Below are 14,325 nucleotides of genomic sequence, written 5' to 3' on the forward strand. Positions count from 1 at the left end.
AGTGCGCCACAGAGGCCACTGGGGTCACCGGCATGCGGTCTGTGGAAAACCTCTAGCGATCGGTCTCGCGCGGCGGCGTCACGTCCGCGCCCGGCGAGTCGGCGCCCTTGCCGGTGCTGCCCTCCGTCGAGGTGGTCGCGTGGCCGCCGAACTGGTTGCGCAGCGCCGCGACGACCTTCATCGCGGGGGAGTCGTCCTGGCGCGAGGCGAACCTCGCGTAGAGGGCGGCGGTGATGACCGGCAGCGGGACCGCGTGGTCGACCGCCGCCTGGACCGTCCACCGGCCCTCGCCCGAGTCCTGTGCATAACCGCGGAGCTGCTCCAGGTGCTCGTCGTCGTCGAGCGCCCGCACCATCAGGTCGAGCAGCCAGGAGCGGATCACGGTGCCGGTGCGCCAGCTGCTGAAGGAGCCCTTGACGTCCTTGACGACGTCGGAGGCCTCAAGCAGCTCCCAGCCCTCCGCGAACGCCTGCATCATGCCGTATTCGATGCCGTTGTGGACCATCTTCGCGAAGTGCCCGGCGCCGACGTCACCGGCGTGGACGAAGCCGTCCTCGCCCTCGGGCTTGAGCGTCTCGAAGATGGGCATCAGGCGCTCGACGTCGGCCTGCTCGCCGCCGCACATGAGCGCGTAGCCGTTCTGCAGGCCCCAGACGCCGCCGCTGACGCCGCAGTCGACGAAGCCGATGCCCTTCTCGGCGAGCTCGGCGGCGTGCTTCTGGTCATCCACATAGTGGGAGTTTCCGCCGTCCACCACGATGTCGCCGGCGTCGAGCAGCTCGCCGAGGTCGTCGACCGTGGTCTGGGTGGGCTTGCCCGCGGGGACCATGACCCAGATCGCCCGCGGCTGCTGCAGACGCTCGGTCAGCTCTTTCAGGCTGGCCACGTCGCTGACCGCAGGATCACGGTCGTAGCCGACGACGTCATGACCGCCGCGGCGCAGCCGTTCGGCCATGTTGCCGCCCATTTTGCCCAGTCCGACCATGCCGATCTGCATGTTGTCCTACCCCCTTGTCAGGCTTCCATCATCCCCGATGACAGGATCAGCCTGACAGGCGGATGGGCATGATCAGGTAACGGTAGTCGGTGACGGCTCCGTCATCCACAGGCTTGCCACCCGTGAGGATAGCGGGCTTTGTCGACGTGGTCATCTGCAACCGCGCGATGTCCGAGTCGATGGCGCCCAGACCTTCCAGCAGAAACTGGTGGTTGAAGGCGATGTTCATCTCTTCGCCCTCGTAGTCCACAGGCAGGGCCTCGACGGCTTGCGCCTCGTCGCCGCTGCCGGCTTCGAGCACGACCTCGCCGCTCCTGAACGCCAGCCGTACGGGCGTGTTGCGCTCGGCGACCAGGGCCACGCGCTTGACCGCCTCGACGAACGGGCCTGTGGACAAGTCCGCGCGGGCGGAGAACTCCGTGGGCAGCAGCGAGCGGTATTTGGGGAACTCCGGGTCGAGCAGCCGGGTCGTGGTCCGCCTGCCCGCGCTGGAGAAGCCGATCATGCCCTCGCCGGTGCCGCCGGCGGAGCTGAGCGCGATCTCCACCTCCGCGCCGGTCGTGCCGAGCGCCTTGGCCGTGTCGGCGAGCGTCTTGCCGGGGATCATCGCGATGGCGGCGAAGTCGGGCTGGTCCGGCTGCCACTTCAGCTCGCGTACGGCCAGCCGGTAGCGGTCGGTGGCGGCGAGGGTCACCGTGTCGCCCTCGATCTCCATCCGTACGCCGGTCAGCATCGGCAGCGTGTCGTCGCGGCCTGCGGCGACGGCGACCTGGCCGACGGCGGAGGCGAACACGTCGCTGCCCACCCGGCCCGCGGCCGGCGGCATCGCCGGGAGCGAGGGGTAGTCCTCCACCGGCATGGTCAGCAGGGTGAACCGGGCGCTGCCGCACGTGACCACGGCCTTGGCGCCTTCCACCACGAAGTCCACAGGCTGTGCGGGAAGCGCGCGGGTGATCTCGGCGAGCAGCTTGCCCGAGACCAGCACCACGCCGGCCTCACCGGTGTGGAGCTCGAGCGCCACCTCGGCGGAGACCTCGTAGTCGAATCCGGACAGCTTCAGCCGCTGCTCTCCCGTGACCTCCAGCCGCATGCCGGCGAGAACGGGCACCGACGGACGCGCCGGGAGGCTGCGTGCCGTCCATGCCACCGCCTCAGCGAGGACGTCTCGCTCGATTCGGAACATCACGGTGATCAGCCTCCTGGGTTCGTCGTTGATTCAAGTGTTCACTCTCCCGCACCTGAGTTCCGGGAGAACCCCTCTATGGGTCTTGAGTTTCTTAGTTAGAGAGATAAGAGGTCATCGCACTAGGGGCTGTGGGAACTGTGGACAACCGACGTTTCCGCTGGCCAGGCCCCCTGTTTTCATCCACCGAGGGTGTGGGTGACGCCTGGGGAGAACTTCGCCGCCTGGGGATGAAGACTCTTTGCACACAGGCTGTCCCCAGATCTTGGTGCCTTCATCCACGGGTTATCCACGGGGTTTCCACCGGTTGTCCACCGGGTAAAGGGACCAAGTCTGGAGCCCCTGATCGACTGTGCACAGGGCGTCCACAAGTCATCCACCGGATGTCCCCAGGTTCTCCTCAGGATGTCCCCAGCCTTATCCCCAGGCGCTGTGCGGGATTTTTTCGGGCATTGTGTGGCGAAGAGCCGCGGCGTTTCGGCGTTTCCGCAGATCCACAGTGTTTTCCACAGGCTGTGCACGACGGTCAGGCTCCGCGGGATGTCTGCTTGATACGCATTGTTAGCTCGTTGACCTGGTTGTACATCGACCTGCGCTCGGCGATGAGCGAGCGAATCTTCCGTTCTGCGTGCATCACCGTGGTGTGATCGCGGCCGCCGAACTGCTGGCCGATCTTCGGCAGCGACAGCTCGGTGAGCTCGCGTACCAGATACATGGCGATCTGCCGGGCGTTCACCAGCGCCCTGCTGCGGGAGCTGCCGCACAGGTCGTCGATGCTGATCCCGAAGTATTCGGCGGTCTGGGCCATGATCGTGGCGATCGTGATCTCGTGCCCGGAGTCCGAGGTGATCAGATCCTTCAGCACCACCTCGGCGAGCTGCAGGTCGACGCCCTGCCTGTTGAGGCTGGCGAACGCGGTGACCCTGATGAGGGCGCCCTCTAGCTCGCGGATGTTGGTGGAGATGCGGCTGGCGATGTATTCGAGCACCTCGGGCGGCGCGGCCAGGCCCTCCTGGATGGCCTTCTTCCTGAGGATGGCGATCCGGGTCTCCAGCTCGGGCGGCTGGACGTCGGTGATCAGGCCCCACTCGAAGCGGTTGCGCAGCCGGTCCTCCAGCGTGATGAGCTGCTTCGGCGCGCGGTCACTGGAGATGACGATCTGCTTGTTGGCGTTGTGGAGCGTGTTGAAGGTGTGGAAGAACTCCTCCTGCGTCTGCTCCTTGCCCTCCAGGAACTGGATGTCGTCCACGAGCAGGATGTCGATCGCCCGGTAGCGGCCGCGGAACCCGTCGGCCTTGTGGTCGCGGATGCTGTTGATGAAGTCGTTGGTGAACTCCTCGGAGCTCACGTACCTGACCCGCGCCCCGTCGTACAGGCTTTGGGCGTAATGCCCGATCGCGTGCAGCAGGTGTGTCTTCCCCAGCCCGGAGTCACCGTAAATAAAGAGGGGGTTGTACGCCTTCGCCGGGGATTCGGCCACCGCTACGGCCGCCGCATGGGCGAACCGGTTGCTGGCCCCGATGACGAATGTCTCAAATGTGTACTTCTGATTGAGTCGTGCCGGTTCGCTGGGCTTGTTGCTTTTCGCTTCCCAGCGGTTGGGGGCCGGCTCGGGGGCTTTCTCCACAGCCGGTGTGTACGGCTGCGCCTGTTCAAAAGAGTACCCAGGCTGTGGATATTCGGTGGATATCTGAACCGGCTCCGGCTGTGGAGAATAGAACTGCGGTGGCTCAGAAGCCTGGTTGAGCTGCGGCTGGATGGGCTGTGCATAGCGGAGCTGACTCTCCACACCCTGGGGATAACTGTGAGTCACAGGCTGTTGATGGCCGTCCATGACGGGCTGCTCCGGAGCCGTCGTGTCGATCATCACGGCCAGCCGCATGGTCCGGCCGAGCTCCTGTGAGAGCGCGTGCGCCACGAGCGGGCGCAGTTTGCCCTCGATGAGGTCCTTGAGGAAGTCGTTGGGGACGCCGAGCACGATCGTGTCGTTGGCCAGGGCGATCGGCCGCACCATCGACAGCCAGGTGCGCTGCTGGATGGGCACGTTCTCGTTGAGGAAGTTGCCCAGGGCCCTCGCCCATACCGTGCCGAGGTCGACACCGTTCATGGTGTGGCTCCCCTCCTCCCTCTCGCGGCCCCCCGCGATCGTTTATCCACATGGCGCGGCCGCCCAGATAGCTCGGCGGCCCCTTCGTCCACAGCGTGGCGGCCGAGCTTCGTGCCCAGGGCCTCCACAGGAGATCCACAGGTTGTGCACAGCCTGTGGGCCCGTCCAGGAGGGCCGACAGTATTCATGTGCACAGCTGTGTTCAAGCGTTGTCCACAGCCTAGTGGTACCTGAGTGCACATACTGTGGACGACGCCGGGCCGTGGAAAACTCACCTGTGGAAAGGTGGATAACCCGTCCGGTTTGACCTGGGCCGTACTTGGCCCGTAACGTACGACGGTCGGCTTGTCACGCGACGGCTATTTCGCGTGCCCTCGCTTCCTTGGCAGGCCATTCATGTGTGTTAAGCGTCATCCCGACGCTCCTTCAAGCCTGGAGCCCACCCGTGAGCAAGCGTACTTTCCAGCCGAACAACCGTCGCCGCGCGAAGACCCACGGCTTCCGGCTGCGGATGCGCACCCGGGCCGGTCGCGCCATCCTCGCCGCTCGCCGCCACAAGGGCCGCGAGAAGCTGTCGGCCTGATCGTTCCGCGCCAGCTAGTCGGCCCGCCGGTGGTTCTCGCCGGCGGGCGTTAGGCGTATACGGTGCTATCCCATCAATCCCGCATGCGACGCGGGGAGGAATTCGAGGAGGCGATCAAGCGCGGCAAACGCGCGGGTCGCCCGACACTAGTGGTGCATTTCACCGTTTCTGGGGAAGAGCCACCCCTGGTGGGTTTTGTGGTGAGCAAGGCTGTCGGCGGCGCTGTGACCCGTAACAAGGTCAAGCGGCGCCTTCGACACCTGATGCGGGACCGTCTTGACCGGCTGCCGCGAGGTAGCCTGCTGGTGGTACGCGCCAATCCACCGGCCGCGTCCGCGCGTTTCGAGCACCTGGCCGCCGAGCTCGATTCCGCGCTGGATCGTTTGCTCAGGCGGCGCGAGTCCTCGACGGGTGGACATAGATGACGGAGCAGCCGCAAGGGGCGGTGCCGAGCCTCGCAGCTCGGGCACTGATCATCCCGATCCGGTTCTATCGGGCCTTCATCGGCCCGATGCTGGGTCCACGCTGCCGTTTCTACCCGTCGTGCAGTGCGTATGGACTCGAGGCGATTGCCGTACATGGAGCATTGCGCGGCACATGGCTGACTGTCCGGCGCATCGGGCGGTGCCACCCATTCCATCCCGGAGGTATAGACCCGGTGCCCCCACGCCCGGTCCGGTCCCACGAAACGCAAGGGAGATAGCTCGGTGGAGCTGTCCTGGCTGAGCTGGCTGTATGAAGCCGTAGCCCACGTCATCATCTGGATCCACACTGCTTACAGCACTGTCCTCAATCCGGACAGCGGGCTGACCTGGGCGTTGACGATCATCACGCTTACCGTGTGCATGCGGATCCTGATCTTCCCGCTCTTCCTCAAGCAGATGCGCTCGTCGCGGAAGATGCAGGAGCTCGCCCCCAAGGTGCAGGAGCTGCGCAAGCGCTACAAGAACGACAAGCAGCGCATGAACCAGGAGGTCATGGCGCTCTACCAGGGAGCCGGTGCCAACCCCCTCGGAGGCTGCCTGCCTGTCGTCGCTCAGTTCCCCATCTTCATCTCCATGTTCACCGTGCTCCAGAACATGGCCAACGGTCACGCGAAGTACGGCATGACCCAGGAGCTGGTCGACAGCGCCCGGGCCGCGCACATCTTCGGGGCGCCGCTGCCGGCGAGCTTCTTCATGTCGTCGGAGCAGCTCGCGAGCTTCGACGCGTCGGTCGTGCAGACCAAGATCGTGCTGGGCATCTTCGTGGCGATCAGCTCGCTCACGACGTTCCTCACCGTCCGGCAGAGCGTCACCCGCTCCATGGCTCAGATGCCGGACAACCCCATGGCGCAGCAGCAGAAGATCCTGATGTACATCTCGCCGCTGTTCGCCTTCTTCAGCCTGAACTTCCCGCTCGGCCTGATCCTGTACTGGGTCACCACCAACGTGTGGACGCTCGGTCAGCAGCACTGGTTCTACACCCGCAACCCGATGCCCCAGTACGACGCCAAGGGCAACGTGATCCCCGTGCCGCCCAAGACCGGTCTGATCAGTAAGTTCCGCAAGACAACCCCGGAAGAGCAGGCGCCTCCGCCGCCGCCGGAGCCTAAGATCATTAGGCAGCAGCCAAGCCGCCAGTCCCGCAGCAAGCGCACCGGCAGCAAGAAGTCTTGAACACGAAGGAGAGGCCGGCCATGACCGAGGCCGAGCAGGACAAGGCTCCTGATCTCAGCTCGCTGGAGCAGGAAGGCGAGATCGCTGCCGACTACGTCGAGGGCCTTCTCGACATCGCCGACATCGACGGTGACATCGACATGGACGTCGAGGGCGACCGCGCCATGGTCTCCGTCGTGGGGCTCAAGGGCAACGAGCTGGTGGGCCCCGCGGGTGAGGTCCTGGAGGCGCTGCAGGAGCTGACCCGGCTGGCCGTGCACCGGCAGACGGGGGAGCGCTCCAGGCTGATGCTGGACGTGGCCGGCTACCGCGAGCGCCGCAGGGCCGAGCTGACCAAGCTCGGGACCGAGATCGCGAACCAGGTCAAGGACTCCAACGAGCCGAAGTCGCTGCACCCGATGACGCCCTTCGAGCGCAAGATCGTGCACGACGCCGTGGCGGCCGCCGGGCTCCGGAGCGAGTCCGAGGGCGAGGAGCCCCAGCGGTACGTGGTGGTCCTGCCCGTCTGACCGGTTGTGCAGGTAACAGCACCGATCCGGCCGTCTGCCCCGCCGAAGCGCGCGGTAGGCGGCCGTTTCGCATTAATACCCCTATATGCCGGTACGTCGCCTCTCGTCACCCCGACGGCGAATTCGCGCTCGGCGGCCCGGTTGTCCGGACCTCGAAACGGCGTGCTCAAGGGTCGCCTTCAGGCCAGCCCGCTAGTCTTCACTTGTGATCTCACCTCTAACCTTGGGTGGGGACCACGATCTTGTCTCCAGCCCGGCCTGGACATCGCACCAGGCCGCGTCCGCTCCATTCACGCTCTCCTACGACCAGGACCAAGAAAGGGTCACCAACCAGTGAGCGATCAGCTTCCGGTGCCGCCGGACATAGCGCGGGACGTCTTCGCCGGGGAGGCTTGGGATCGCGCGAACGCGTTCGCCGAGCTGCTGGCGGGCCCCGGCGTCGTCCGTGGGCTGCTGGGTCCGCGGGAGGTGCCGCGGATCTGGGATCGTCACCTGCTCAACTGCGCGGTCGTCGCCGAGGCGGTGCCGGCCGACGCGCGGCTGGTGGACATCGGCTCCGGCGCGGGGCTGCCCGGCCTGGTCCTGGCGATCGTCCGGCAGGACATCGAGGTCACGCTGCTGGAGCCGCTGCTTCGCCGTACCGTGTTCCTGGAGGAGTGCGTCGAGGCGCTCAAGCTGGACAACGTCGAGGTGCTGCGCGGCCGGGCGGAGGAGCTGGCGGGGGAGCGGGAGTTCGACGTCGCCAGCGCCCGTGCGGTGGCGCCGCTCGACCGGCTCCTGACGTGGGCCATGCCGCTGCTCCGCGAGGGCGGAGAGCTGATCGCCATGAAGGGGGAGCGCGCCGCGGGCGAGCTCGCCGAGGCGAAGGCCCAATTGCAAGCCAGCGGAGCCCGAACGGCCGAGCTTGTGACCGTCGGGCGCGGTAAGGTCGAGCCGCCTGCAACATTGGTTCGGGTGGTAGCAGGTCGCGCGCCGGAGCGAGCTAGGCGGCGACGAAGGAGGTGACGGTTGTGCCAGTCGCGGCATGCGGTCTTGGCTGGCCGGGCAGCCGTCGGTCCGACAGTCCAACCGGAGTTGGCTGGCCCGAAATGGGCGTGTCGCAGCCAATTCCTGGCACCGGCACACCAGTGGTTGAAAGGATGGCCAACGTGACCCAGACCCCCCTGAACCCCGGTGATTCACCGTTGGTACGAGAGGCGCTCAGCTCAGTGGTTTCACGTGAAACATCTGCCACCCAGACGGCCGCCCAGGTTGGCGAAACCCCCAGTGACGGCGACGGCGACGGCACGTGGCCGCGTCCGGCCAAGACCAGGATTGTCGCGGTGGCGAACCAGAAGGGTGGCGTAGGCAAGACCACCACCTCGGTGAACATCGCCGCCGCGCTGTCGATGCACGGCCAGCGTGTTCTCGTGGTGGACCTGGATCCCCAGGGCAACGCCTCTACCGCTTTGGCCACTGAGCACCGCGGCGACGTGCCCGACGTCTACCAGGTCCTTGTCGACGATCTGCCCATGGCCGACATCGTCAAGCAGGTCCCGGAGATGCCCAACCTCTATTGCGCCCCGGCCACCATCGACTTGGCGGGTGCGGAGATCGAGCTGGTCTCGCTGGTGGCGAGGGAGGCCCGACTGCGCCGTGCGCTGGCGGCGTACGACGGGCTCGAGCTCGACTACATCGTGATCGACTGCCCGCCGTCCCTCGGCCTGCTGACGGTGAACGCTCTGGTGGCCGCGGACGAGGTCATGATCCCGATCCAGTGCGAGTACTACGCGCTGGAAGGGCTCGGGCAGCTGCTCAGGAACGTGGACCTGATCAGGGCGCACCTCAACCCGACGCTGAAGCTCTCGACCATCGTGCTGACGATGTACGACGGCCGCACCCGGCTGGCCTCTCAGGTGGCGGACGAGGTCCGGGCGCACTTCGGGGACACGGTGCTCAACACGGTCATCCCGCGCAGCGTCCGCCTGTCGGAGGCGCCCAGCTATGGGCAGTCGGTGATGACGTACGATCCGGGGTCGAGCGGTGCCATGGCGTACATGGACGCGGCCCGCGAGATCGCCCACCGCGCCGTCGTAGCCTAGCCACCCCACACCTCTCGGTCGCCGAGCGGCAAGAAGCACTACCTGCTTCGACCCGACCCATACCAACCCTTCCCACCGTCGCCCCTCCACCTCCGGCAGCCCGTTGCCACGAGCGTCGAGCCCGACGGCGCTTCGTCATGCGCCCAAGCACTCCACCTCACAGCCCCTCAACCGACCCCGTACGCCACGGTTCGTCCCGACTTGAACCCACACCACCACCCAACCTGCGCACGGGCCCCCCACCCCACACCCCGCCGCCCGTGTCACCCGGGCCACCAACGAACCCCACGCCGGGACCGGATCCCACGCCAGGGCTCAGATCCGCACCAGAGCCGGACCTCAAGCCACCAACGGACTTCGCCCCAGAATCGGACCGCGTGTCAGCCCGGCACCGAGACCCGGCACCGCGTCAGGGCGACACCGAGACTGGGCTTCGCGTCAGGCCAGCGTCGAGACCGGGCCTCGTGCTGGGATGAGGTGAGGACCGGGATTCGCGCGCACAAGATGGGCATGGAGACCGAGCCTCCGGCCAGGACCAGTACCGGGACCGCATGTCGGGATTAGGACCTCGCCTCACCCAAAGCGCCCGTGCCCGGGAACGCGCCTCAAGCCTCCGAGCGGCGTCCGCCCTCACTCGCCGTCGGCGACGATGTCGGTGCCAAGCGCACGCCTCACCACTTCCACCACGCACGCGAAGCCAATCACGTCAGGCACGCTCGCCTCGCCTGCCATGTGGACCACGCTTACTACGCGAACCGCGTTCGCCACTTTTACCCACGTGTGCCACGCATGCCGTGTGCGCCGTGAGCGCCACGAGCGCCTGTGCGCCACGAGCGCCTGTGCGCCACGAGCGCCTGTGCGCCACGTAGGCCACGGCCACACGCGCCCCACCACGCTAGCGATTGCCCCGCACCCACACACGAGCTCAGCCCTCGCAAGCGGCCTTTGTGGTCGAGCGCAGGCGTCTAGATCAGTAGCCATGCGCCTGCCCCCGCTTCCGACGGGAGCGGCTTGCGCTCCCAGACCCTTGCGCGTACCTATCTCCGCTACGCACGCTTCCGCATCCGGGCGCATCTGGCCGGCCCGGGAGAGAGACGCACCAGTGGGGAATCCCAACGCCTGCGCTCAATGCCGCGCTCCTGCACCTGGACGCATGACCGCGCCCGCGCCCATCTGCGCCGCCCGCACCCATCCGCGCCGCCCGCGTCCGCGTGCTGTCGACCGCACACCGAGTCGGCCGAGGCAAGACCGCTCCCGACCACCTCCACTCCCATCACCTCCACCTTCACTCCCATTCCCACAACCTCCACCCCGGCTGCTCCATCAGAACGGTCGAAAGTCGGGGCTCAGTCACAGGTTGGGCAGATTTGTAACCGTGTCGGTGTAAATCCAACGGGACCGTGTGTGGCGAGGGGGCACCGCGTTGGGCTCACGACGGTAACCTCTCCTGGAGTGACCGGAATCGACCGGGTGGATGAGGAGACGCAGTGAGTCAGCAGCGGCGGGGATTGGGCAAGGGACTCGGGGCGCTCATTCCGACCGGTCCTATCGTTGACGGCACGGGAGCAGTGGCTTCCTCTGCCAATGGTGCAACGACGGAGACGGGCCCAAGGCCGATCGCTGGGGCGTACTTCAAGGAGGTCGCTCTAGCCGCGATCGTCCCGAATCCACGTCAGCCCCGTGAGGTCTTCGACGAGGAACGCCTTGAGGAGCTGGCGGCGTCCATCCGCGAAGTGGGTCTGCTGCAGCCGATCGTGGTGCGCTCAGTGGGCGGTGGTCAGTACGAGCTGATCATGGGGGAGCGGCGCTGGCGCGCATGCCAGCAGGTTGGTCTGGACCCGGTGCCGGCCATCGTGCGCAACACCCAGGACACCGATCTCCTGCGTGACGCTTTGATCGAAAACCTTCAGCGAGAGCAGCTGAACGCACTCGAAGAGGCGGCGGCGTACCAGCAGCTACTGGACGACTTTCAAGCGACTCACGATCAGCTGGCCCGAAAGGTCGGTCGCTCGCGCTCCCACATCACCAACACCCTCCGTCTCCTGAATCTCCCACCCGAAGTCCAGCGTACGGTCGCAGCCGGTGTCATCAGTGCCGGCCATGCGAGGGCTCTCCTCGGCCTCAATAGCCCCGAAGAGCAGATGCAGCTCGCCAAGCGAATCGTGGCGGAGCTCCTCTCGGTCCGGGCTGTGGAAGAGATCGTCGCGATGGGTAGCGCCAAGGCAGCCCAAAAGCCTCCCCGCGAACGGCAGACGGCCAAGCCGACAGCACCCGGGCTGACCCACCTCGCGGACCGCCTCTCGGACCACTTCGAGACCAAGGTGAAGGTGGACCTAGGTCGGCGGAAGGGCCGGATCGTGGTGGAGTTCGCCACCATCGACGACCTTGAGCGCATCATCGGCACCATGGCCCCGGAGGCCGTCCGCGCAATGCGTGAGGCGGAGGACTGACAAAACCGACGCTGTTTCACGTGAAACACCATGGGGGTGCCGGTTTCACGTGAAACAGTCGCCAGCTCTGCAGTCGCCCCTCGCCGTCAATATCTCGCCCCCGGCGCTCCCTTGTGGCCAAGTGAACGTCATTTCGCCGCCTCCGATGGCAGCCCTCTTAGTAGAAGGACGCGGCCCCAGTCAGCACAAGGACGCGGCCCCAGCCGACTGAGCATCGCACCGGGACATGTGCCGTACCTTGTGTGTGGCTTGCGTCGCGCGCTCTTCGTGTTGCATCCGGTATCGGGCCGCGTCGCGACCCACAAGCCTTGCGTCGCCATACGGCTTGCGATGGGTCCGTCGCGCGCCTCGTCTACAGCACGCTGCGTCGTCTCCGTCTCGCAGCCTCTTCGCGTCCCGTCCACACGCGCAGGTGCTAGCTACGGTCGTGGCCGTCTCACCCCCAGGCCCCGTCTCCCATCGTGGTGGTCTCACGTCCGGGCCCGTCCCATTTCGGGGGCGTCCCACTGCGTGCCGGTCTCATGCCCGTGCCTGTCCCACGCTGGGCCTCCACACGGTGCCTGCTTCTCGACGCGCGAGTTCCCAGGGCACGCCTGGTTCACACGATGCTGGCCTCGCGACGGGCAGGCTCGGCGGGTCCCGCGTTTCGCCGCTTCCGCATAGCGCTGCCTCGGGCTCTGCGCCGTGGAGGTTCTCGTGGCGTGCGAATCTTGTGTCGCGCCAGCCTGGCATCGGACCGCCCCATCTCGATCCGTCCCGCTTGTCGGGTGCCGTGTCGTCCCACCCCTTGCCGTCTTCGACCGCGCCGTATCGCGTGCTCTACCCCGGGGGTCGTCCCTCGCGTTCTGCGTGCGGCTTCCCTGGCGTCCGGCCTTACGTCGTCCCGGCCTGACGTCGTCCAGGCTTGCGTCGCACCGATCCGCGCTGTCCTGGTTCGCAACGACACTTCGGTCTGCAGCGCCTTGGATTGCGCTGTCGCGGTTCCCGTCTTCCGCTCAGCGGTCTCTCGTGTCATCTGGTCCGGTGCTGGCTTGCGTCGCGATTGATGTTGGCGACCTCGTGCTGTGCCGGTCTCGCGTCAGGTCCTGTGCGGCGTTTTGTTTCGGTGCCGTGTTGGTCGTGGCTTGCGCGGCTGTGGAAGTGGTGGCGGGTTGCCTCGTGATGCATTGGCGTTGTGTTCGTGTCGGGGTGGTGTGCGTTGGGCTCGTGTTGGGTGGGTGGTTGGGGTGCGGTTGTTGTGGGGGATGGTGGCTGCTGTCGTTGCCCACCGCGGTGGGAGTGCGGTGTTTCACGTGAAACGTTGGGAATCGAGGCAGGTGCCGCGGGGCGGTGTTTCACGTGAAACAAGGGGTTTCACGCATCCGGAGACCTACGACGCGGCGGCCTTGCGGATGTCGTCAAGGAAGTCGTCTACGTGTTCCGGCGTCGTGTCGAAGGCGGTCATCCAGCGGACGACTCCGGTTGCTTCGTCCCAGTAGTGGAACAAGTACCGCTGCCTGAGGGTCTCCACCACAGCGGCCGGGAGGGTGGCGAAGACGGCGTTGGACTGCACCGGCTGAGCCAGAGAAACGCTGGGCACTTCCGTCAGCCCGTCGGCCAGCCGGGCGGCCATCTCGTTTGCGTGACTTCCGTTCTGCCGCCACAAGTCATCCGTGAGGAGAGCCGAGAGCTGGGCGGAGATGAAGCGCATCTTCGAGGCGAGTTGGAGGGACTGGCGGCGCAGGAACGGGACGGCGTCCGACAGCGAGGGATCGAGGACCACGACCGCCTCGGCGGCCAGCGCGCCGTTCTTGGTGCCGCCGAAGCTGAACACGTCCACGCCGACGTCGGTCGTGATCGCCCTCAGATCGCAGCCGAAATGGGCGGCGGCGTTGGCGAGCCGGGCGCCGTCCATATGGAGGCGTAGCCCAGCGGCGTGCGCGGTCTCCGCGAGGGCGGCGATCTCGGCGGGGGAGTAGCAGGTGCCGAGTTCTGTGGCCTGTGAGATGGAGACGACCGTCGGCTGGGATACGTGGTGGTTGCCGATCCCGTCCAGGCGCGAGGTGATGTCGTCGGGGCGAAGCTTGCCGTCTCCGTTCTGGGTGGGCGCCGTCAGCAGCTTCACACCGAGCAGGCGCTCCGCCGCACCCGCTTCATGGGTGGCGATGTGGGCGCTGTCCGCACAGATGACGGCGTCGAAGCGGCCGAGCATGAGCGCCAGGCCCACCATGTTCGCGCCGGCCCCGTTCAGTACGGCGAAGCCCTCGGCGCCGGGACCGAACACTTCCTTCACCTTGTCCTCAAAGGCTGCCGTCCATGTGTCGCCTCCGTAGGCGGGGGCGTCGCCCTCGTTAGCCCCGGCGATGGCGGCGAGGATGGTCGGATGGACGCCGGCATGGTTGTCGCTGGCGAAGCTCTTCGGGTACGTCGAATCGATCAGCACATCCGTAAGGCTACTTATGCCGCATCCGGGAGTCGGCATCTGGGCACCGGGGGGAGAAAGGGCGAAGGGCTGGCTAGCCAGGTGTTGGAAGCGGGCCCAGCGCCTCAGCGCCTCAGCGCCTGGGAGGGGGAGAGGGGGAGAGGGGGTGGATCAGGGAGGTGGGCCCAGGAGCCGCTCGCTGAGGAGGGGAGAAGGACCGGTCGGGCTGGAAGTGGCCAACGCAGTCGGGTCCGGTGGTTGGGGTCCGGTGGTTGGACCCGGTGGTTGGACCCGGTGGTCGGGCGCTGTGGTTGGACCCGGTGGTTGGACCCGGTGGTTGGGCGCTGTGGTTGGGC

12 protein-coding genes are annotated in these 14,325 nt (G+C 66.7%); 8 read left to right on the plus strand and 4 right to left on the minus strand.

All coding sequences use genetic code 11. From position 1 onward, the window contains the following. Window positions 1-52: 52 nt before the first annotated feature. From gnd to dnaA, 3 genes are all read right to left on the minus strand, one after another. Window positions 53-997 carry a phosphogluconate dehydrogenase (NAD(+)-dependent, decarboxylating) gene (gene gnd / locus ABEA43_RS11050; protein WP_345560854.1) on the minus strand — a complete coding sequence of 315 codons (945 nt, stop codon included), beginning with the start codon at window positions 995-997 and terminating at the stop codon, window positions 53-55. Window positions 998-1,043: 46 nt separating this feature from the next. Beyond that, the gene (gene dnaN / locus ABEA43_RS11055) at window positions 1,044-2,183 is read right to left on the minus strand and encodes a DNA polymerase III subunit beta (protein ID WP_345560856.1); all 1,140 of its coding nucleotides are present in this window, start codon (window positions 2,181-2,183) and stop codon (window positions 1,044-1,046) included. Window positions 2,184-2,706: 523 nt separating this feature from the next. Further along, on the minus strand, window positions 2,707-4,287 hold the full coding sequence (gene dnaA, locus ABEA43_RS11060; RefSeq protein ID WP_345560857.1) for a chromosomal replication initiator protein DnaA: 1,581 nt from the start codon (window positions 4,285-4,287) through the stop codon (window positions 2,707-2,709). A 445-nt stretch (window positions 4,288-4,732) separates the two neighbouring features. On the opposite strand from dnaA, the gene rpmH reads away from it, so the two are divergent. The 8 genes from rpmH (at window position 4,733) to ABEA43_RS11100 (ending at window position 11,568) form a co-directional block, all read left to right on the plus strand. Further along, window positions 4,733-4,870 (plus strand): 50S ribosomal protein L34, encoded by a 138-nt coding sequence (gene rpmH, locus ABEA43_RS11065; RefSeq protein ID WP_195900401.1) that lies wholly within the window; start codon window positions 4,733-4,735, stop codon window positions 4,868-4,870. Between the two features lie 83 nt (window positions 4,871-4,953). After that, entirely contained in the window at window positions 4,954-5,295 is a 342-nt protein-coding gene (gene rnpA, locus ABEA43_RS11070; protein ID WP_425570228.1) for a ribonuclease P protein component, read from the plus strand. Further along, a complete protein-coding gene (gene yidD / locus ABEA43_RS11075) occupies window positions 5,292-5,573 on the plus strand; it encodes a membrane protein insertion efficiency factor YidD (RefSeq protein WP_345560859.1) in 282 nt (93 codons plus the stop codon). The genes rnpA and yidD overlap by 4 nt, the downstream gene beginning before the upstream one ends. 4 nt (window positions 5,574-5,577) lie before the next feature. Next, window positions 5,578-6,528 carry a membrane protein insertase YidC gene (gene yidC, locus ABEA43_RS11080; RefSeq protein WP_345560861.1) on the plus strand — a complete coding sequence of 317 codons (951 nt, stop codon included), beginning with the start codon at window positions 5,578-5,580 and terminating at the stop codon, window positions 6,526-6,528. Between the two features lie 20 nt (window positions 6,529-6,548). Then, window positions 6,549-7,037 (plus strand): Jag family protein, encoded by a 489-nt coding sequence (locus tag ABEA43_RS11085; RefSeq protein WP_345560862.1) that lies wholly within the window; start codon window positions 6,549-6,551, stop codon window positions 7,035-7,037. 333 nt (window positions 7,038-7,370) lie between these two features. Then, a complete protein-coding gene (rsmG, locus tag ABEA43_RS11090; protein WP_345560864.1) occupies window positions 7,371-8,042 on the plus strand; it encodes a 16S rRNA (guanine(527)-N(7))-methyltransferase RsmG in 672 nt (223 codons plus the stop codon). A gap of 134 nt (window positions 8,043-8,176) precedes the next feature. Further along, the gene (locus ABEA43_RS11095) at window positions 8,177-9,118 is read left to right on the plus strand and encodes a ParA family protein (protein WP_345560867.1); all 942 of its coding nucleotides are present in this window, start codon (window positions 8,177-8,179) and stop codon (window positions 9,116-9,118) included. 1,487 nt (window positions 9,119-10,605) lie between these two features. Beyond that, the gene (locus ABEA43_RS11100) at window positions 10,606-11,568 is read left to right on the plus strand and encodes a ParB/RepB/Spo0J family partition protein (protein ID WP_345560869.1); all 963 of its coding nucleotides are present in this window, start codon (window positions 10,606-10,608) and stop codon (window positions 11,566-11,568) included. A gap of 1,369 nt (window positions 11,569-12,937) precedes the next feature. On the opposite strand, the gene ABEA43_RS11105 is transcribed toward ABEA43_RS11100, so the two are convergent. Next, window positions 12,938-14,029: a threonine aldolase family protein gene (locus ABEA43_RS11105; RefSeq protein ID WP_345560870.1), complete on the minus strand. Its 1,092-nt coding sequence runs from the start codon at window positions 14,027-14,029 to the stop codon at window positions 12,938-12,940. Window positions 14,030-14,325: the final 296 nt, after the last annotated feature.

Source organism: Nonomuraea rosea (assembly GCF_039539705.1).
Taxonomy (GTDB): Bacteria; Actinomycetota; Actinomycetes; order Streptosporangiales; family Streptosporangiaceae; genus Nonomuraea; species Nonomuraea rosea.